Source organism: Streptomyces sp. NPDC027189 (assembly GCF_055566975.1).
Map to the genome: position 1 here is coordinate 102,420 of NZ_JBVHRI010000019.1, position 19,229 is coordinate 121,648.

Annotated in this window: 13 protein-coding genes and 1 tRNA gene; 1 reads left to right on the forward strand and 13 read right to left on the reverse strand. The window is 71.2% G+C overall.

Annotated elements, in window-relative coordinates:
• Nucleotides 1-122: 122 nt before the first annotated feature.
• The 4 genes from ACZ4RZ_RS35180 to ACZ4RZ_RS35195 form a co-directional block, all read right to left on the reverse strand.
• Complete coding sequence (locus tag ACZ4RZ_RS35180) at nt 123-980, reverse strand: glycosyltransferase family 2 protein (protein ID WP_467750881.1); 858 nt, start codon at nt 978-980, stop codon at nt 123-125.
• Nucleotides 981-1,178: 198 nt separating this feature from the next.
• Nucleotides 1,179-1,610: a DUF3052 domain-containing protein gene (locus ACZ4RZ_RS35185; protein WP_467750883.1), complete on the reverse strand. Its 432-nt coding sequence runs from the start codon at nt 1,608-1,610 to the stop codon at nt 1,179-1,181.
• A 34-nt stretch (nt 1,611-1,644) separates the two neighbouring features.
• A complete protein-coding gene (locus ACZ4RZ_RS35190) occupies nt 1,645-1,941 on the reverse strand; it encodes a hypothetical protein (RefSeq protein ID WP_467750885.1) in 297 nt (98 codons plus the stop codon).
• An 82-nt stretch (nt 1,942-2,023) separates the two neighbouring features.
• Nucleotides 2,024-2,611 carry a hypothetical protein gene (locus ACZ4RZ_RS35195; RefSeq protein WP_467750886.1) on the reverse strand — a complete coding sequence of 196 codons (588 nt, stop codon included), beginning with the start codon at nt 2,609-2,611 and terminating at the stop codon, nt 2,024-2,026.
• 591 nt (nt 2,612-3,202) lie between these two features.
• Here ACZ4RZ_RS35195 and ACZ4RZ_RS35200 point away from each other — a divergent pair.
• The gene (locus ACZ4RZ_RS35200) at nt 3,203-3,643 is read left to right on the forward strand and encodes a hypothetical protein (protein ID WP_467750888.1); all 441 of its coding nucleotides are present in this window, start codon (nt 3,203-3,205) and stop codon (nt 3,641-3,643) included.
• A 61-nt stretch (nt 3,644-3,704) separates the two neighbouring features.
• On the opposite strand, the gene ACZ4RZ_RS35205 is transcribed toward ACZ4RZ_RS35200, so the two are convergent.
• The 9 genes from ACZ4RZ_RS35205 to ACZ4RZ_RS35245 all read right to left on the reverse strand — a co-directional run bounded on the left by ACZ4RZ_RS35205 (nt 3,705) and on the right by ACZ4RZ_RS35245 (nt 19,104).
• Nucleotides 3,705-3,781 (reverse strand) — tRNA-Thr (locus tag ACZ4RZ_RS35205).
• 107 nt (nt 3,782-3,888) lie between these two features.
• Entirely contained in the window at nt 3,889-5,478 is a 1,590-nt protein-coding gene (locus ACZ4RZ_RS35210; RefSeq protein ID WP_467750890.1) for an alpha/beta hydrolase, read from the reverse strand.
• Between the two features lie 231 nt (nt 5,479-5,709).
• Nucleotides 5,710-6,915, reverse strand: a complete 1,206-nt coding sequence (locus tag ACZ4RZ_RS35215; protein ID WP_467750892.1) for a DNA polymerase III subunit delta' — start codon at nt 6,913-6,915, stop codon at nt 5,710-5,712.
• Nucleotides 6,916-7,046: 131 nt separating this feature from the next.
• Nucleotides 7,047-10,400 (reverse strand): dTMP kinase, encoded by a 3,354-nt coding sequence (tmk, locus tag ACZ4RZ_RS35220; protein WP_467750893.1) that lies wholly within the window; start codon nt 10,398-10,400, stop codon nt 7,047-7,049.
• A 295-nt stretch (nt 10,401-10,695) separates the two neighbouring features.
• Nucleotides 10,696-13,509, reverse strand: coding sequence for a type I DNA topoisomerase (gene topA / locus ACZ4RZ_RS35225; RefSeq protein WP_467750895.1), 2,814 nt, complete (start codon nt 13,507-13,509; stop codon nt 10,696-10,698).
• Nucleotides 13,510-13,745: 236 nt separating this feature from the next.
• Complete coding sequence (locus tag ACZ4RZ_RS35230; RefSeq protein WP_467750896.1) at nt 13,746-13,943, reverse strand: hypothetical protein; 198 nt, start codon at nt 13,941-13,943, stop codon at nt 13,746-13,748.
• Between the two features lie 107 nt (nt 13,944-14,050).
• The gene (locus ACZ4RZ_RS35235) at nt 14,051-16,477 is read right to left on the reverse strand and encodes a serine/threonine-protein kinase (protein ID WP_467750897.1); all 2,427 of its coding nucleotides are present in this window, start codon (nt 16,475-16,477) and stop codon (nt 14,051-14,053) included.
• A 192-nt stretch (nt 16,478-16,669) separates the two neighbouring features.
• Nucleotides 16,670-18,199 carry a DUF7059 domain-containing protein gene (locus tag ACZ4RZ_RS35240; RefSeq protein ID WP_467750899.1) on the reverse strand — a complete coding sequence of 510 codons (1,530 nt, stop codon included), beginning with the start codon at nt 18,197-18,199 and terminating at the stop codon, nt 16,670-16,672.
• A gap of 311 nt (nt 18,200-18,510) precedes the next feature.
• A complete protein-coding gene (locus ACZ4RZ_RS35245) occupies nt 18,511-19,104 on the reverse strand; it encodes a small secreted protein (protein WP_467750900.1) in 594 nt (197 codons plus the stop codon).
• Nucleotides 19,105-19,229: the final 125 nt, after the last annotated feature.

The following is a 19,229-nucleotide window of genomic DNA, read 5'->3' on the forward strand; positions in this document are numbered from 1 at the left end:
GCGTACTACGCGTAACTCGGGGGAGTGTCGCCGCCGTGGCCGGATCCGGGGACGCGCGAGGTCCCGGTCGTCGGAGGTGAACGACCGGGGCCTCCGTCTGTCGTCCGGGCTCGTGCACACCCTCAGATGACAGGTGGGCGGCCCAGCCGGGTGAGCCGCCACACCGTGCGCCAGCGCATCGGCCGCCGCTCTCCGCCGGACTCCCGCAGCCCTTCCGCGAACCCGCCGAACCAGGCCTTCAGCCCGCCGACGGACCGGGTCCGTACGAGTGTGGCCAGGATCCAGATGCCCAGGTGCACGGGGATCAGCGGGAGGGGCAGCCGCCGACGGGTGAGCCAGACCCGGTTGCGGGCGGTCACCCGGTAGTAGATGGCGTGCCGCGCGGGCGAGGTCTTCGGGTGCTGGAGCAGCAGCTCGGGCTCGTACAGCACGGTCCACCCGGCGTCGATGGCACGCCAGGCCATGTCGGTCTCCTCGTGCGCGAAGAAGAACTCGGCCGGCCAGTCGCCGATCTCGGCGAGCATGGGCATGGAGAGGGCATGGCCGCCTCCGAGGAAGCCGGTGACCGGCCCTCCCCGCATCGGGTCCTTGGCCCCGACCCGGGGCACGTGCCGGCGCTGCGTCTCCCCGTTCTCGTCGGCGATGCGGAAGCCGACGATGCCGAGCCGCGGATCGGCGGCGTACAGGTCCCGTACCTTCCGCAGGACGTCCCCGTCGACGAGCAGCCCGTCGTCGTCGAGCTCGACGACGACGTCGACGTCCCCCAGCTCGCTCAGGCGCTGGAGGGCGACATTGCGCCCGCCGGGGCACCCGAGGTTCTCTTCGACCTCGATGGTGGTCACTTCCCCGGGCAGCCCGAGGCGTTCGGCGAACTCGGGCAGCGGAGCGCCGTTGCCCACGATCACGATCCGTGCGGGCGCGACGTCCTGCTTGGCCACGGAGGTGAGCAGCGCGTCGACCTCGGTGGGCCGATTCCCCATGGTCACCACGGCAACGGCAACCCGCGGCCCCTCCTCCGCCTGTGACACGACATCCACCCCATCCCGGCCGACAACTGTGCCGCGATGCTAGCCGTTCACTGGAATTCCCCCTCAAGTACGCCCCGGTGTACGTCCGAATGTACGTCCGAGCCTTCCTCCCCAGGTGCGCCCGTTTCCCGTACACCGGTTTCGCGTACGTCAGTTCCTCGGACTCCGGTTCTCTCTGCGACGTACGAACTTCAGGCCCGACCAGTCGTCCCCCAGCGCCGCCACCTTCACATCCACGACCCCGAGCGGCAGGAAGATCTCCCGCAGATCATTCTCGGTGATGTCGCTCTCGTGCCCGGCCGCGCGCCGGGGCCAGGCGATCCAGAGCATCGCCTCGTCGGACAGATCCCGGACCAGCCCGGCCGCCTGCGCCGCCGGCTCCGCCCGGGCCCGGAAGAAGGCGACGGTGACGTCCGCCCCCTTCGGGCCACCCGCGGAGACCACGCAGTCCTCGGGCAGCCCGGGAATGTCCCAGCCCTTCGGCCCGTGTGTCAGCCGCACCCGCTGCCCTGCCTTGATACCGATCTTCTTGGCGAGCGGAGTACCGGAGTACCCGCCGTTCGCCGCGCCGGAGACACCCATGTCCGAAGGATGGCATCGCCCGCCGGCGACTGCGTCAGGCCGCGTACGCGCCCCTGACCTCGAACTGCTCGGCGGACGGCGGACCGGCCAGCCAGTCCTTCAGGCCCGCCTGGAACTCCCGGAACTCCGCGATCGCGGGCAGCGGATTCTCGATGCCGTCCGCGAGCTCCAGCAGCGCGACGTAGGTGACTCCGTCGGCAAGGCGGTACGAGGTGTAGCGCACGCCCTCGGGCCCGGCGCCCTCAATGGCGGTGAACATCTTCTTCAGAGCCGCTTCGAGCTCCCCGACGAACTCGGGCTTCACCGTGGAACGCACCATCAGAACAGTCATGTCGTCATCTCCCTCTCGCCGGGCCGCGCGGTGCGGCGCCGTCATCTCCCTGACGCCCGGGAGGGGGGATGTGTGACAGGAATCAGTGGGCGACCGGCGGCACGATGCAGGCGGTCTCCGGATAGGGGCCGTTGACCTCGACCCACACGCTGTCCTCGCTCACCGCGCCGGAGATGCAGGCGGTCTTGCCGACCCAGATCCCGTAGAAGGTGCCCGGCACCTTCTCCGAGTGGTCCACGTTCCATCGCGACCACGGGTCCTGGACGCGCATGTCCGCGGCCCGGAAGCCGAGGCCGGCGAGTGCGGGGCGTACGTCCTTGGGACTGATGCGCCCTTGCTTCCGCAGTTTCTCCAGTACCGGCTTGACCTTCTCGGCCTTCTCCTTTGCGGCCGCCTCGTCGGCGGGAGTCATGTCCGCCGGCATCCGGCCGATGTTGTTCTCGGCGTTGTGCGGCGCGCTGTCGCCCTTGTCCGGCTCCGCGTGCGGGCTCGCGGGCGACGAGGAGGAGCCGGCGGACGAGGTGGGGGCCACGGACGGCGCCGCGCCCGGCCGCTGAGTTCCGCACGCGGCGAGACATGCGGCGGCGGTCACGGTGGCCGCGGCCAAGAGGGCGGCACGGCCGGCGCTCGTACGGCTCGTACGGCTCGTACGGCTCTCGCGAGAAGGCATGACGCCAGGTTGGCAGAGGAGTCGGCCGGGGCGCCTGAGTACGGACACTCATCTCCGCCGGAAAGAGCCCGGGAAGTGCTCCGAAAGAGCCCGGAAGGAGCGCCGCGAGAGTCCGCGAAGAGCTCCAACGTTGCCTGCCTGCAGGGGAGTTGGAGGGGGTGGCCAGAAGAGTGCCCAGTGCCACGCTGCTCCCGCCTCCCCGCAGGCGTGGCACAGGGGCGGCACAGGACTACGGGGAGGAGCAACGGCCCTGCGCAAGCTCAGAACGACCCTCGCGACCGCGGCGGTGACGGCGCCGGCGGCGGCCGGTGCCGTCGTCGGGACGGCCGGCCCGTCGAGCGCCAACCCCGACAATTCCGGGGACATCCTCTCCAGCCTGGGCGCCGAGGTCTTCGGCACCGCGGGATGGGTCGAGGTCGCCACCAAGCTCCTGATCCTGATGGTGCTCACCTCGGCGGCGGCCTCCACCCAGAACCACCATCCTCCCGACGGCCCGTACCACCCTCTCCATGGCCGCCTTCAAGGCCATCCCGGACCGCTTCGCCCGCATCCACCCCCGCTACCTCAACCCCGACCTGGTCCACGGTCGGCATGGGCCTGGCCTCCATCGCCTTCTACGTCATGCTGACCCGGGTGAGCGAGAACGTCCTGGCCGACTCCATCGGCTCGGTATGCCTCATGATCGCCTTCTACTACGGACTCACGGGGTTCGCCTGCGTCCGGTACTACCGCAAGGTCCTCACCGACGGCCCCGTGCGCCCTCTGGACAAAGGGCATCTGCCCGCCCTCGGCGCCGTCCTCCTCCTCCACTTCTTCGTCAACGCCTGCGTGGTGTACTCCGCCGCGGACTACGGCAGCACCTCATGGACCCTGCCCTTCCCGCCCCACTGGCAACTCGGCGGCGTTCTCGTCACCGGCATCGGCGCGCTGCTGCTCGGCGCCGTGCCGATGCTGGTGTACCGGGTGATCCGCCCGGCGTTCTTCCGCAAGGAGACGATCCCTGTCACGGCCTACGAACGGAACGCCCACTGAGTGACCGTGTCGACTACACAAAAGAACCCAGGCCACAAACGTGACCTGGGCTCTCCACACATGGAGCCGCCTTCGGGATTCGAACCCGAGACCTACGCATTACGAGTGCGTTGCTCTGGCCATCTGAGCTAAGGCGGCGCGCTGTCCGCACTATGGTGCGATCAGCAACGTCGGTAAGTCTACACAGTTTCCGAGGGTGCTCCGTACACCCCCCGAGGCCTCCGGCGCCGGGGTGTGCGGACAGGCTATGAGCAGCGCTTTCCCTTGGGGGGCGGGGTGCCCTGGAGGAGGTAGCGGTCGATCGTGGAGTCGATGCAGGTGCTGCCGCGGCCGTACGCGGTGTGGCCGTCGCCGACGTAGGTGAGGAGGGTGCCGGAGGAGAGCTGCGAGGCGAGGGACTGGGCCCAGGGGTACGGGGTCGCCGGGTCGCGCGTGGTGCCGACCACGAGGATCGGGGCGGCGCCCTTCGCCTGGATGCGGTGCGGCTCGCTCGTCGGCTTCACCGGCCAGTACGCGCAGTTCAGGGAGGCCCAGGCCAGACCCTCGCCGAAGACGGGGGACGCCTTCTCGAAGGCGGGGAGGGCCTTCTCCACCTGGTCGGAGGTGGCGAAGGCGGCCGGGAGGTCGAGGCAGTTCACCGCCGCGTTGGCGAACATCAGGTTCGCGTATTTGCCGTCGGCGTCGCGCTCGTAGTAGCTGTCGGACAGGGCGAGCAGTCCCGCGCCGTCCTTCTCCTTCATCGCCGAGGTGAGCGCCTCGCGCAACTGCGGCCAGGCCGCCTCGTCGTACATCGCCGCGATCACACCCGTCGTCGCGAGCGCCTCGCCGAGCTTGCGGCCGTCCGCGTCGCCGGCCGGGATGGGCGCCTTGTCCAGCTGCTGGAAGAACGCCTTCAGGTTCTTGCCCACCTGCTCCGGGCTCGTGCCCGCGCCGCCCAACGGGCAGTCGCTCTGGCGCACGCAGTCCTTCGCGAACGACTGGAAGGCCGTCTCGAAGCCCGCCGTCTGGTCCTCATTGAGTTTGCGCGCGGTGAGCTGCGGGTCCATCGCGCCGTCCAGGACCAGCCGGCCCACCCGTTCCGGGAAGAGCCCGGCATACGTCGCCCCGAGGAACGTCCCGTACGACGCCCCGACATACGTCAGCTTCTGGTCGCCCAGCACGGCGCGCAGGATGTCCATGTCACGGGCTGCCTCCACCGTGGAGACATGCCGGAGCAGACCGGGCGAGCGCCGGCCGCAACCCTCGGCGAACTTCTTGTACGCGTCGACCAGTTGCCCCGTCTCCTTCTTGTCGTCCGGCGTCGTGTCCGTCTGCGTGTACGTGTCCATCTGGCGGCCCGTGAGGCATTCGACCGGCTCGCTGCGGGCCACGCCGCGCGGGTCGAGCGCGACCATGTCGTAGCGGGCGCGGACCTCCGCCGGGTAGCCGATCCCGGCGTACTGCTGCAGATAGCCGACCGCCGAGCCGCCCGGCCCTCCCGGGTTGACCAGCAGCGATCCAAGGCGCTTGCCCGGCCCCGTGGCCTTCTTGCGGGCGACCGCCAGTCTGATGTCGCCCGAGGCCGGTTTCGCGTAGTCCAGCGGCGCCTTCATCGTGGCGCACTCGAAGCCGGGGACCCCGCAGGTGCGCCAGTCCAGCTTCTGCCCGTAGTACCGCGACAGTGCCGACGGCGTGGAGCTCGGCAGCGCGGCCAGCACCGCGTCCGCCGTCGAAGTCGCCGTCGACGTCGTCGAACTCCCGGTGGAGCAGGCCGAGATGAGCAGCGCTGCGGCGGCCAGCAGCACGCCACTCGTACGGAGGGGCCTGGTCGGCCGATGGATGCGCCTGATGTACATCCCGCGAGCGTAACCTTGCGCGATCAATTGATCACCTTCAGTTGCGGATGCGCCTCGTACGAGTGACTTGGTCAACTCGTCGTGCGCTCCGTCACGCATCCCATCGTGCGCCCAGTGGTGCGCATGCACGACCTGGCGTACGACGTCGCGCGCCCGTCAGCGCGCTCCCTCGTGCAGGTGAGCCCCGAACGTTCCGAGCGCCGCGGGTGGTCCGCAGGGCTCCGGATGCATTCAGCCCGCCCGCAACGCCATCGTCATCGCCTCCACCGCGAGCAGCGGGGCCACGTTCCGGTCGAGGGCCTCGCGGCATGCGGCGATCGCGTCGATGCGGCGCAGGGTCGCCTCCGGCGAGCTGCCGCGAGCCAGGCGCTCCAGGGTTTCCTCGGCCTCAGCGTTGGCGATGGCCACACGGGAACCGAGCTGGAGGGCGAGGACGTCGCGGTAGAACCCGGTGAGGTCGATCAGGGCCAGGTCCAGGCTGTCGCGCTGCGTACGCGTTCTTCGGCGCTTCTGCCGGTCCTCCAGCTCCTTCATGACGCCCGCGGTGCCGCGCGGCATCCGGCCTCCCTGGGCCGCGCCCAGGGCCGCCTTCAGGTCCTCGGTCTCCTTCACGTCGACTTCCTCGGCGAGCTGCTTGGCGTCCTCGGCTGCCGTGTCGATCAGCTCCTGGGCCGCCTTGAGGCAGCCGCCGATGTCGTCGACCCGTAGCGGGAGCTTGAGGACGGCGGCCCTGCGCGCGCGGGCGTTCGGGTCCGTGGCGAGGCGGCGGGCCCGCCCGATGTGGCCCTGCGTCGCGCGCGCGGCGGCGGCCGCGACATCGGGCTCGATGCCGTCACGGCGTACGAGGATGTCGGCGACCGCGTCCACCGGCGGGGTGCGGAGGGTCAGCAGGCGGCAGCGGGAGCGGATGGTGGGCAGGACGTCCTCGATCGACGGGGCGCACAGGAGCCAGACCGTGCGGGGGGCGGGCTCCTCGACGGCCTTCAGGAGGACATTGCCCGCGCCCTCCGTGAGACGGTCCGCGTCCTCCAGGACGATGACCTGCCAGCGGCCGTTCGCCGGGGACATCTGGGCGCGGCGGACCAGGTCGCGTGTCTCCTTCACGCCGATCGAGAGGAGGTCGGTGCGGACGATCTCCACATCGGCGTGGGTGCCCACCAGGCTCGTATGACAGCCGTCGCAGAAGCCGCAGCCGGGGACTCCGCCGAGCGCGCGGTCGGGGCTCACGCACTGGAGCGCCGCAGCGAACGCCCGCGCCGCGGTGGAGCGGCCCGAACCGGGCGGGCCCGTGAACAGCCAGGCATGCGTCATCTTGGACGCCTCGGGGAGCGGAGTGTCCGCGGCGACCGCCGTGACGAGGGCGTCGGCGTCCCGGGCAGCGGCGGCGAGCTGATCGCTCACCTTCTCCTGGCCCACCAGGTCGTCCCACACGGGCATGGGGCACCGCCCTTTCGTCGCACTTTGCCTTGCCGCGTCCATTGTGCGGGTCGCCACTGACAATCGGCCCCGGCCAGGATGAGCCGGGCCCGCCCCTCATCGGGTGCTCCCGCAGCACCGGCCCTCCGGACTCAGCGGCGGCGCCCGCCCCGTCCCTCGTCCCGGTCGTCGTCCTCGTGCGGACCCAGGAGTTCGTCGGCCAGGGTCGGGAGGTCGTCCAGCGGAGTCTCCTCGGCCCAGTCGGAGCGTGCACGGCGGCGCGGGGCGCCCGCGTCGTCGACCTGGGGCAGCTCGCGCGTACGGTCGCCGGAAGCGTCCGGTCGCGGCGCCGGCCGCTCGTCCCGGAAGAAGCCGGGCGGCACCCGGTCCGCCGGATCACCGGCGGCAGCACCTGCCGTGGAAGCACCTGTAGAGGCACTCGCACGCCCGTCGCGTACCGGAGGAAGTACCGCCGTCTCATCGGCCGCGCCCTGGGTCACGGGCGGCAGCACGGCGGTCTCGTCCGCCGCACCCGGGGCCACGGGCGGCAGCACCGCCGTCTCGTCCGCCGCGCCCTCGGGCACAGGCGGCTTCGGCAGCTTCGCCGTCTCCTCCCCGTCGGGGCGGGAGCCGGACCGTGATCCGGCGGAGTTCTCAGCGGCGCGCGATCGAGCACCGACAGGGTCCTCACCCGTGCCGGACCGAGATTCGACAGGGCCCTCGTCGGCCCGCACCGGCCGCAGCACCGCTGTCTCGTCCACCGGCCCACCCGACGCGTGCGACGGCGTCACAACGGGCGTGGGCACCGTCGTCTCGTTGTCCGGCACGGGAGCCGCAGCCGGAGGACCGGCCGGAGCCCCGGTCACGTTCGCCATCGCCGTCGACGCCGCGGCCTCGGCGGAAGCCGTCGCGGCCGCCGACGCGGCCGCGGCCTCCGCCGCCACCCGCCGGGCCTCCTCGGCCCGCAGCAGGGCCTCCTCGGCCTTGCGCTGCTTCTCCAGGCGGCGCGCCTCGGTCTCGGCCCGCAGCCGCGCCTCCTCCTCGGCCTGCTTGCGCCGACGTGCCTCCTCGGCGGCCCGCGCCTGCTCCTCGGCCAGACGCCTGACCCGCTCCTCCTCGGCACGGCGACGGGCCTCCTCGGCGCGCTGCCGGGCCTCCTCCGCCTGGCGCTCGGCCTCGCGCCGCTGGGCCTCCTCCAGCTCGCGCTGCTTGCGCTCCTCCTCCTCGGCACGGAGCTTGGCGAGCTGCTCTTGGCGCTCGCGCTCCAGCCGTTCCTCCTCGGCCTTGCGCGCGGCCTCTTCCTCCGCCTTGCGCCGGGCTTCCTCCTCGGCCGCCTTGCGCGCCTCCACCTGGGCCTTCACCTCGGCCTCGGAGAGGGGCAGCATCACGTCGAGCCGGTGCCGGATGACCGTGGTGACCGCCTCGGGGTCCTGCGCCGCGTCGACGACCAGGTACCGGCCCGCGTCGGCGGCGGCGAGCGTCAGGAAACCGGACCGCACGCGCGTGTGGAACTCGACGGGCTCCGACTCCAGCCGGTCCGGCGCCTCCGTGAACCGCTCACGGGCCGCCTCCGGCGACACGTCCAGCAGAACCGTCAGATGCGGTACGAGCCCATTCGTCGCCCATCGGTTGATGCGGGCGATCTCCGTCGGCGAGAGGTCACGGCCCGCGCCCTGGTAGGCCACGGACGAGTCGATGTACCGGTCGGAAATGACGACGGCACCCCGCTCCAGCGCGGGCCGCACCACCGTGTCGACATGCTCCGCGCGGTCGGCGGCATACAGCAGCGCCTCCGCGCGGTGCGAAAGCCCCGCCGAGGACACGTCCAGCAGGATCGACCGCAGCCGCTTGCCGACCGGCGTGGCGCCCGGCTCCCGGGTCACCACGACCTCGTGGCCCTTGGACCGGATCCACTCGGCGAGCGCCGTCGCCTGGGTGGACTTGCCGGCCCCGTCGCCGCCCTCCAGGGCGAGGAAGAAGCCGCTCGTGGCGGGCACCTGCGCCGGGTCGTCGCCGCCGCGCAGCGCGTCCAGCAGGTCGTGCCGCAGCGGCACTCCGGAGCGGTCGTCGACCTTGGCGAGCACCAACGCCGCGACGGGCAGCAGCAGCGCGCCCACCAGCATGAGCGTGAAGGCGGCGCCACCGTGCGCGAACACGAACTTGCCGTTCTCCAGCCGGTGCGGGCCGATCGCGGCGGCCACCAGGGGCGCCACCAGCGCGCCGAGCGCCACGAAGACCCGTACGACCGCGTGCAGGTGTTCGGTCGTCCGAGCCCGCCGGTACTCCTCGGCCTCCTGGTCGAGCAGCGCGTGCCCGGTGTTCGCGGCGACCCCCGCGCCGATGCCCGCGAAGGCGACGATCAGCAGCACGGTGGTGACGTCCGGGACCAGCCCGGCGGCCAGCAGGGCGACCCCGGTGAAGGCGATCGCCAGTGAGAGCAGCCTGCGCCGCGACAGCGACGGCAGCACCGAAGGGGCCGTACGGATGCCGATGACGACACCCCCGGTCAGGGCCAGCACCAGCAGTCCGTACGTCACCGGTCCGCCGCCCAGGTCCTTGGCGTGCAGCACCGAGACGGCGACGGCGGCCGAGATGGCCCCGGCGACCGCCGCGCAGGCCAGGACCAGCAGCGGAATCGCGCCGGTACGGCCCTTGTCGACGCCGGTGCCCGTCTTGGGGCGGCGCAGTCCCTCGAGCGGCGACCGCGCGCGTGGGGTGCGTGCGTCGGGCAGCTCGAGGAACGTGAGCACCGAGAGCGAGGCGGCGAACAGTCCGGCCGCGACATACGAGGCGAGCGCCACCTGGTGCTGGTCGAACCAGTCGATCCCGGCGCCCAGCAGGTTGTTGACGAGCGACGCCACGACGAGCGCGGCGGCCGCGAGCGGCACCGCCATGAACGCCGTACGCAGCGACAGGCGCCGCAGCGCGTCGATGTGGTCCGGCAGCGGGCGCACCGTGGCACCCTCCGGCGGCGGCGCGGGCAGCAGCGCGGGCGCCGCACTCTCCCGGCACACCGTCCAGAACCGCTCGGCGACACCGGTCACGAACGCGGTGACCAGGAGGACGGCGAGCGCGTCGTCCGGGGTCCAGTCGATCCACAGGGGCGCGACGATGAGGAGCGCGGCGCGCAGACCGTCGGCCCCGACCATGGTCCAGCGCCGGTCGAGGGGCCCTTCCGGTGAGGTCAGAGAGGTGAGCGGCCCTAGGAGGACGGCTCCGAAGAGCAGCGTCGCGAGCACACGTGCCCCGAAGACGGCCGCCACCGAGAACGCCACTCCGCGGTAGCCACCGCCGAAGGAACCTTCGAAGATCGCCGCCTGGAGGGCCAGGACGACCAGCACGAGCAAGGCCAGGGCGTCGGCGACACCTCCTACGAGCTGTGCGCTCCACAGCCGCTTCAACTGCGGCTGGCGCAGCAGCGCGCGAACGGCGCGCTCGCGGGAATCTGCGACCAGGGCGTCGTCGGGGGCCGGGTTATGGGCCGTTGGCTGCTCGGCTCGCGTCATCCTGCAAGCCTATCCGGACCCACTGACTCCCCGAAGAGGTGGCCGAACATACGGACGCCCCCACACCAGAAGGTGTAGGGGCGTACACGTGCCGGACACCCCCGGGCACACGGAAACAGACGCTCGGAAGGCACCGAAACCGAGCCTTGGAAGGCACACGGTTCACGACGCTCGGAAGGCGCACCGATCACGACGCTCGGAGACCGCCGTCATCCCGGCGGCCTCAGCTCCCCGAGAACACCGCCCCCGTAAAGAAGCCTCAGCCCTCCGAAGCCGCCGCCTCCGTACGGAAGCCTCAGCCCTCCGAAGCCGCCGTCTTCTTCGCGGCGGCCTTCTTGGCGGGCGCCTTCTTGGCAGCCGTCTTCGAAGTCGTCGTCTTCTTTGCGGCCGTCTTCTTGGCAGGGGCCTTCTTGGCCGGTGCCTTCTTGGCGACCGCCTTCTTCGCGGTCTTCTTGGCCGGACCCTTGGCGCGCTTCTCGGCGAGCAGCTCGTAGCCGCGCTCCGGGGTGATGTCCTCGACGCTGTCGCCGGACCGCAGGGTCGCGTTGGTCTCGCCGTCGGTCACGTACGGCCCGAAACGGCCGTCCTTGACGACAACGGGCTTCCCGCTGACCGGGTCCTCGCCCAACTCCTTCAGCGGCGGCTTGGCGGCCGCACGGCCACGCTGCTTGGGCTGCGAGTAGATCTCCAGCGCCTCTTCGAGCGTGATGGTGAAGAGCTGGTCCTCGGACTGCAGCGAGCGCGAGTCCGTGCCCTTCTTCAGGTACGGCCCGTAGCGCCCGTTCTGCGCGGTGATCTCCACGCCCTCGGCGTCCTTGCCGACGACGCGCGGCAGGGACATCAGCTTGAGGGCGTCCTCGATCGTCACCGTGTCGAGCGACATCGACTTGAACAGCGAGGCCGTACGCGGCTTGACCGCGTTCTTGCCCGTCTTCGGGGTGCCCTCGGGGAGCACCTCGGTGACGTACGGGCCGTAGCGGCCGTCCCTGGCGATGATCTGGTGGCCGGTCTCCGGGTCGGCGCCCAGCTCGAAGTCACCGCTCGGCTTGGCGAGCAGCTCCTCCGCGAGCTCGACCGTCAGCTCGTCGGGGGCCAGGTCCTCGGGCACATCGGCGCGCTGGTGGTTCTCGGAGTCCTTCTCACCGCGCTCGATGTACGGGCCGTAGCGCCCGACGCGCAGCACGACGTCGTTGCCGACCGGGAAGGACGACACCTCACGGGCGTCGATGGCGCCCAGGTCGGTGACGAGCTCCTTGAGGCCGCCGAGGTGGTCGCCGTCGCCGTTGCCGGCCTCGGCGGCACCGGTCGCCTCTCCCTCACCGAAGTAGAACCGCTTCAGCCACGGCACGGCCTGCGCCTCGCCGCGTGCGATGCGGTCGAGGTCGTCCTCCATCTTGGCGGTGAAGTCGTAGTCGACGAGCCGCCCGAAGTGCTTCTCCAGGAGGTTGACCACGGCGAACGACAGGAAGGACGGCACGAGTGCCGTGCCCTTCTTGAACACGTATCCGCGGTCGAGGATGGTCCCGATGATCGACGCGTACGTCGACGGGCGGCCGATCTCGCGCTCTTCGAGCTCCTTGACCAGGCTGGCCTCGGTGTAGCGGGCCGGCGGCTTGGTCGCGTGCCCGTCGACCGTGATCTCCTCGGCGGACAGCGGGTCGCCCTGGCTGACCTGAGGAAGGCGGCGCTCGCGGTCGTCGAGCTCGGCGTTCGGGTCGTCCGCGCCCTCGACGTACGCCTTCAGGAAGCCGTGGAAGGTGATCGTCTTGCCGGATGCGCTGAACTCGGCGTCGCGGCCGTCGGAAGCGGTGCCCGCGATCTTCACGGTGACGGAGTTTCCGACCGCGTCCTTCATCTGGGAGGCGACGGTTCGCTTCCAGATCAGCTCGTACAGCTTGAACTGGTCACCGGTCAGACCGGTCTCGGCCGGGGTACGGAAACGATCACCCGAGGGCCGGATCGCCTCGTGCGCCTCCTGCGCGTTCTTGACCTTTCCGGCGTACGTCCGCGGCTGGGGCGGCAGGTAGTCGGCGCCGTACAGGTGCGTGACCTGGGCGCGAGCGGCCGTGATGGCGGTGTCGCTCAGCGTCGTGGAGTCCGTACGCATGTAGGTGATGAAGCCGTTCTCGTACAGCTTCTGCGCCACCTGCATGGTCGCCTTCGCGCCGAAGCCGAGCTTGCGCGAGGCCTCCTGCTGGAGCGTCGTCGTACGGAACGGCGCGTACGGCGAGCGGCGGTACGGCTTGGACTCGACCGAGCGGACCGAGAAGTTCGTGTTCTCCAGGGCGGCGGCGAGCGCACGGGCGTTCGCCTCGTCCAGGTGGAGCGTGTTCGCGCTCTTGAGTTGCCCCAGCGAGTCGAAGTCGCGGCCCTGGGCGACGCGCTTGCCGTCGACCGTCGTCAGGCGGGCGACCAGGGACGACGGGTCGCTGGCGTCGCCGGCGCGGCCGGTGCCGAAGGTGCCGGTCAGGTCCCAGTACTCGGCGGAGCGGAAGGCGATGCGCTCGCGCTCCCGCTCGACGACGAGCCGGGTCGCAACGGACTGGACACGGCCCGCCGACAGGCGCGGCATGACCTTCTTCCACAGGACCGGCGAGACCTCGTAGCCGTAGAGGCGGTCGAGGATGCGGCGGGTCTCCTGGGCGTCGACCATGCGCTGGTTGAGGTCGCGCGGGTTGGCGACGGCCTCGCGAATCGCTTCCTTGGTGATCTCGTGGAAGACCATCCGCTTGACCGGGACCTTGGGCTTCAGGACCTCCAGGAGGTGCCACGCGATGGCTTCGCCCTCGCGGTCCTCATCGGTGGCGAGGAAGAGTTCGTCGGAGTCCTTCAGCAGGTCCTTGAGCTTCTTGACCTGGGCCCTCTTGTCAGCGTTGACCACGTAGATCGGCTGGAAGTCGTGCTCGACGTCCACGCCGAGGCGGCGCACCTCGCCGGTGTACTTCTCCGGCACCTCCGCGGCGCCGTTCGGGAGGTCGCGGATGTGCCCGACGCTCGCTTCGACGACATAGCCGGGGCCGAGATAGCCCTTGATCGTCTTCGCCTTGGCAGGCGACTCGACGATGACGAGTCGGCGGCCGCCGTGTGCGGTGTCGCTGGTCGGGGACAACTTCGCTCTTCTCTCCGGTCGACGCGGGGGGCCTCCCCAGGTCTTGTTCCCGGGGGTCGGGTCGTGCTGACGCTGCGGAGTGTGACGGTACATCCCGCCCCCGTGTCAAACGGGAAAAGCCCGCAACGGCCACTCGAACGGTAACCCGACTACCGCCATTCCTGCCGCCCGGAGTGTCCACCAGCCCTTTCGGCCCTATCCGGAGCGTGACCTCCCAGTTACCGGAGCGCCGGTCCTCACGCGCGCGTGAAACACCACATCCCGAGTGCCAGCGCACCGGTTCCGGCGACGCTCGCGAGCGTCACCGATGCGACGCGGTTCACACCGTGGGCGACGGGTTCGCCCTGCCGCAGCCGGACCACGGTCCAGGCCAGCAGTCCTCCTCCGAACAGGGTGAACACCATCCCCACGAAGATCGCCGGTCCGCTTTCCATGGTGTGTCCTTCCGCCCCGAGTCCTCAGGCTCGGGAGGCTGACACGCCCCGGAAGCGGACGTGCGAACCTGCGGTGAACGCCGGGCAACCAGAACCCCATGGGGCGCTCAGACCGTGCCGGGCGTGGGTATCTTCCCCGTCGTCTTCGTGTTGTCGGTGTGGCCCACCGTGCACACGACTGTGGTGAATCCGTCGTTCCAGTCTTCCTTGTCGCCCAGCCAGCCGTAGGTCTTCAGCTCCGATCCGGGCGCCCAACTCGACTCGAACTTGTTACTGCAGAGCTTTCCTCCGTTGTCGATCACCTTCTTGTAGTCCATGTCCTTCGGCGCGGCGGCGAAGCCGACGACCTGGTCGGTGTGCGGCTTGGCACAGTCGGTCAGCAGAGACTGGAACGAGTCGCCACCCTTGTCGACGTACGTCCAGCAGTCCCCTATGGCCATTTGCGCGGCATACAGGTCCATGTTCTTGTCGCGGAACCGTGCCACTTCGCCCCCGATGGGGACATGCCGTCCGAGTACGAGACATGCCGTAGCGCCGTCGGCCGCCGTGAACCCCGCCTTCGTCGGCACGAGGGCATAGGCACCGGCGTCGGGCAGGGCGGTGGCCACCGGCTCGGCCTGCCCCGCGCAGCGTGTCGCGCCCTGGGCGCGGGCGTCGGCATGGTCGGTCGTCGTGTCGACGGCCACGACCTGCCCGTCCGGCCAGTCGTCCGCACAGTCCACGACGCCGAGGTTCGGCACCGACTTGAACGGCGTGCCCGACCAGACCGCCTTCACACAGTCGCCCGCCTGCAACGGGTCGGTGAGCCCCGCCTGTTCGCCGTACGGGTAGACCGGCCCCGTCGGCTCCGGCGCCGGCGTGCTCGCCGAAGCCGAAGGGGCCTTCTTCGCCTCGCTGTGCTTCTTGTCGCCGTCGCCGCCGGTCAGCGAGACGGCTGCCCAGGCGCCGCCTGCGATCACGAGGACGCCGGCCACGACGAGGGCGATGACGGCGGCGACGGGCTTCCTGCGCCCCGCGTGCGGCGGAGGCGGTCCTGGCGGACCGCTCGCGTAGGGCTCCGGCACGGAGCGGCTGCGCACGTACGGATGGGCCGGCAGGGGCGGACTGCCCTCGTGGGGCGGGGGTGCGCCGGCCCCCGCGTACGGCGAGTCCGGGCCGCTCGCGTAGGGGTTGTTGCGCAAGTCGTACGCACTCTGCGGGGCCGCCGAACTCCAAGGGGTGTACGGCGACGGGGTGCCGGAGGCCGGTGCGGCCGGGCCACCCGGCGTGGCGGGACCGCCGGCTCCGGGGGTGTCGCCCGCGCCGGCCGGACCACCGGGCGTCTGCGGGGTGTTCGGAGTGGGTGGCGAGCCGGGCGTCTGCGGGCTGTGCGGGGTCGATGGGGCGCCCGGCGTCGATCCCCCGGCCCGGTCCGCGTACTGGCCGCCGTACGGCCCCTGCGCCGAAGCTCCCGACTGCCCCGGGGGCGAGCCCGCGACATAACCGGGAGGCGCGCCCGCCACATACCCCGGAGGTGCCCCCGCGACCTCGTCCGAGGGCACGCTCGCGGACGCGCTGCCGGGTACGGCCCCGAATCGGCCGGGCGGTGGCCCGAATCCGCCGGACGCAGGCTCAGGAAAGGGCGTCGCTCCCCACCCGGGCGGGGGCCCGAACCCCGCGCCCGCCGCTCCTCGCACCACTCGCTCCAGCCCCCGCGCGACCGCCTCCGGTGACGACCTCCGTACCGGGTCCTTGACGAGCAACCCGTGGAGCACGGGAGACAGTTCACCGGCGCGGGTAGGCGGCGTGGGCTCCTCGCCGAGCAGGGCCGTGAGTGTCGCGTAGTCGCCGCGGCGGTCGAAGGGGCCGCGGCCTTCGACGGCCGCGTACAGCGTGGCGCCCAGGGAGAAGAGGTCGGCGGCGGGGGTGGGCGGCTCGCCCCGGGCGCGCTCGGGGGCAAGGTAGCCGGGCGTGCCGAGAATGCCGGCGGTGGCGGTGAGCCGTGGCTCGCTGGACTCCGGCTGGAGCGCGATCCCGTAGTCGGTGAGCAGCACGCGTGCGTAAGGGTCGCCCGAAGCGTCCGGCGCCAGAAGGATGTTGGCCGGTTTCACATCCCTGTGGAGGATGCCGATCCGGTGTCCCGCGGTGAGCGCGTCGAGGACGGCGAGCCCGATCCGGGCAGTCCCGGCGGGCGACAACGGCCCCGACTGCCGTACCACCGCCTGGAGATCGATGGCGCCCGGCACGTACTCCATGACGATCCACGGCAACCCCTCGTGCACCACCACGTCGTGCACGGTGGCCACATGGGGATGCCCGCGCAACCGCGCCGCGTGCCGGGCCTCGCTGCGCGCCCGCGCGATGCGCTGTACGGGCTCGCTCGCGTCCATCGGCACGTCCGGCAGCGCGACCTCTTTCATGGAGACCTCGCAGGCCAACTCCTCGTCGTACGCGAGCCATACGCGCCCCATGCCGCCCGCGCCGAGCGTCCGCAGCAGCCGATACCGGCCACCGATGACCCTGCCCTCGCCCTGATCCGGCGTCTCCCCCGCCATCACGCCTCCCCCGAGACAGCGCGCCTCCCCCGAGGACGCGTGGAGCTTGTCTCTCGAAGGTAGCTTCGCATGCACCACTGACAGGAGCCCTTTTGCGGGCCAATCCCATCCAATCCTGCCAGAACGGGCACATGCGACTCAGCGGTGCGGGTACGCCTCAGGGGCTACGCGGGCGGCACGTCCGCGCCCCCTTCACACCGCGGGTTCGAGGAACCCCTGCTCCACCAGCAGCCGAATCTGCGCGGGTGTCCGGTCGCGCAGCAACACCGGATCCTCGCCGACCAATTGGGCAATGGCGTCGAGAATCCGGCCCGCGCTGAGCGTGCCGTCGCACACGCCCGCGAAGCCCGCGCCGACCGTGTCCACCTTGGTGGCCCGGCGCATCCCGCGGTGCTGACGCAGCACCACGTGCTCCGGGTCCTCGGCGCCGGGCAGCCCCACCTGCTCCTGGACGACCTCTTCGACGAGCTTGAAGTGCCCGGCGAGCAGGGCCGCGTCGTCGTGCGCCCGCAGATAGTCGACGCGGTCGAAGTGTGCGCGCACGGTCTCGCCGAGCGGCTGCTCCACGGGGTGCGGCCACTCCTCCACCGTGATCGAGGGCACGGCGGCCGTCGACCTGCGCAGCGTGATCCATCCGAAGCCCACGGCCTTCACCTTGCGCGCCTCGAACTCGTCCAGCCACGCGTCGTACCGCGCCTGATACTCGGCCGGTTCGTCGCGGTGGTCGCCCGCGTCCCGCAGCCACAACTCCGCGTACTGCGTGACATCCTGGACCTCGCGCTGCACGATCCACGCATCGCAGCCGCGCGGCACCCAGGAGCGCAGCCGGTCCTGCCAGTCCTCGCCCTCCACGTGCTGCCAGTTGGCCAGGAACTGCGCGTACCCCCCGTCGTTCAGACGATCGCCCGCCTGTTGAACGAGCGTGCGGCACAGATCGTCCCCGCCCATCCCGCCGTCGCGGTAGGTCAGCCGGGCGCCGGGCGAGATCACGAAGGGCGGGTTCGAGACGATCAGGTCGTACGTCTCGTCGTCGGCGATCGGCTCGAAGAGGGAGCCCTCACGCAGGTCGGCGGCCGGAGCGCCGGAGAGCGCGAGGGTGAGCGCGGTGATGTGCAGCGCACGGGGGTTGAGGTCGGTCGCGGTCACGCGGGTGGCGTGCTGCGCGGCGTGCAGGGCCTGGATCCCTGAGCCGGTGCCGAGGTCGAGCGCGGCGGCGACGGGCGTACGGACGGTGATGCCCGCGAGGGTCGTGGAGGCCCCACCCACCCCGAGGACGACGCCTTCCTCCCGGCTGCCGATACCGCCCGCGCCGCCGACGGCGCACCCGAGGTCGGACACGATGAACCAGTCGTCGCCGTCGGACCCGCCGTAGGGCCGGATGTCCACGGTCGCGGCGACCTCGTCCCCACCCACCCGGGTCAGCCAGCCGCTGTCCACACAGTCCTCGACCGGCAGCACGTCCGCCACGCGCGCCCGCGGCACCGGCTGCTGCAGCAGGAAGAGCCGTACGAGCGTCTCCAGCGGCGTGTCCCCGCGGGTCGCCCGGAGGGCGGGCACGGTCTCACTGCGCGCCAGCGCCGCGTACGCGGGGGCGCCGAGCAGATCGAGCAGTCCGTCGGCGGTGAAGGAGGCGCCGAGCAGGGCGTCCCGCAGCCGAGCGGCGACGTCGACGCGATCGGACGAGGGCAACGGTGACAGGCTGGTATGACTCACGCCTCCCATTGTGTCCGCTCCCGACGAAAGGGACGTACACCTGTGGAGCCCCGCACCGACGCCTTTGGACAACCGCGCGCCTACGCCGCCGCACCGCCGCGCGGCGCCTTTCACGGGCGGCATGGCCGCCCGCGGCGGACAGCCCGTGCCACGCGCTGCGCAGCCCACTCACAGGCCCGACACGCACGCACCCCACGCCGAGGACGGCCCACCCGCGGCCCATGCCGAGGGCCGGCACACGCGCAGCCCATGCCGAGGGCCCGGCACGCACCGCGTACCGGGCCCTCCTTCGGTTGACCGAACGATCTCTCTCCCAGGGATCAGCTCTTGGTCGTCGAAGGCGAGGCGGACGCGGCCTTGCAGCTGGCCTGCGTGGCCATCGCCTTGCCGACGTCACCCTCTTCGAGCTTCTTCAGGGCGTCGGTCCCGCTCTGGCTCAGCTTGCCGAGCTGCTCGGCAACCCCGCTGAGTCCGTCGGCGAACTTCGCCTGGTCCTTCGTGTTCAGGGCGTCCGACTGCTTCCCCAGGTCGGCGTAGGAGGCGGAGAGGTCGTTGAGCTCCTTGACCGCGTCCTCCTGCTTCTTCTTGCCGTCGTCGACGTCCGGCGGGCCGGCCTTCTCGATGGCGGCCGCCATCACCTTGTAGGCGTTCGAGATGTCCTGGAAGCCCTTGGTGTCGGCCTTCTGGACGTCCTCCGGCGCACTGTCGTCCGAGGCCTCCTTCTGGATCGCGACGTTGGCGGTCGCGACCTTCTGGATCTGCGGCTGCACCGCGTCACAGACCTGCTTGGCCCACGAGTTCAGCTTGTCGTTGTTGTCGTTGCTGCTACTGCATCCCGACAGCGCCAGTACCAGTACCGCACCGCCGGACAGTGCGGCCGCGAGCTTCTTGTTCACCGGATTGGTCCCTTCCATGGCTCTCGGCCCCGGAACATACACGCCAAGCGGGCGACATTCGCGTGCCGAATGTCCGCTTGAACAGCTTTTGTAGCCATTTGCACCAAGCGAGAGAAGGCTCACGGAGAAGGTGTGAACACACA

Coding starts and splice junctions, on each gene's coding strand:
- ACZ4RZ_RS35180 (WP_467750881.1), bottom strand. CDS start 980: ATGGGGAATCGGCCCACCGAGGTCGACGCGCTGCTCACCTCCGTGGCC.
- ACZ4RZ_RS35185 (WP_467750883.1), bottom strand. CDS start 1,610: ATGGGTGTCTCCGGCGCGGCGAACGGCGGGTACTCCGGTACTCCGCTC.
- ACZ4RZ_RS35190 (WP_467750885.1), bottom strand. CDS start 1,941: ATGACTGTTCTGATGGTGCGTTCCACGGTGAAGCCCGAGTTCGTCGGG.
- ACZ4RZ_RS35195 (WP_467750886.1), bottom strand. CDS start 2,611: ATGCCTTCTCGCGAGAGCCGTACGAGCCGTACGAGCCGTACGAGCGCC.
- ACZ4RZ_RS35200 (WP_467750888.1), top strand. CDS start 3,203: ATGGGCCTGGCCTCCATCGCCTTCTACGTCATGCTGACCCGGGTGAGC.
- ACZ4RZ_RS35210 (WP_467750890.1), bottom strand. CDS start 5,478: ATGTACATCAGGCGCATCCATCGGCCGACCAGGCCCCTCCGTACGAGT.
- ACZ4RZ_RS35215 (WP_467750892.1), bottom strand. CDS start 6,915: ATGCCCGTGTGGGACGACCTGGTGGGCCAGGAGAAGGTGAGCGATCAG.
- tmk (WP_467750893.1), bottom strand. CDS start 10,400: ATGACGCGAGCCGAGCAGCCAACGGCCCATAACCCGGCCCCCGACGAC.
- ACZ4RZ_RS35230 (WP_467750896.1), bottom strand. CDS start 13,943: ATGGAAAGCGGACCGGCGATCTTCGTGGGGATGGTGTTCACCCTGTTC.
- ACZ4RZ_RS35235 (WP_467750897.1), bottom strand. CDS start 16,477: ATGGCGGGGGAGACGCCGGATCAGGGCGAGGGCAGGGTCATCGGTGGC.
- ACZ4RZ_RS35240 (WP_467750899.1), bottom strand. CDS start 18,199: ATGGGAGGCGTGAGTCATACCAGCCTGTCACCGTTGCCCTCGTCCGAT.
- ACZ4RZ_RS35245 (WP_467750900.1), bottom strand. CDS start 19,104: ATGGAAGGGACCAATCCGGTGAACAAGAAGCTCGCGGCCGCACTGTCC.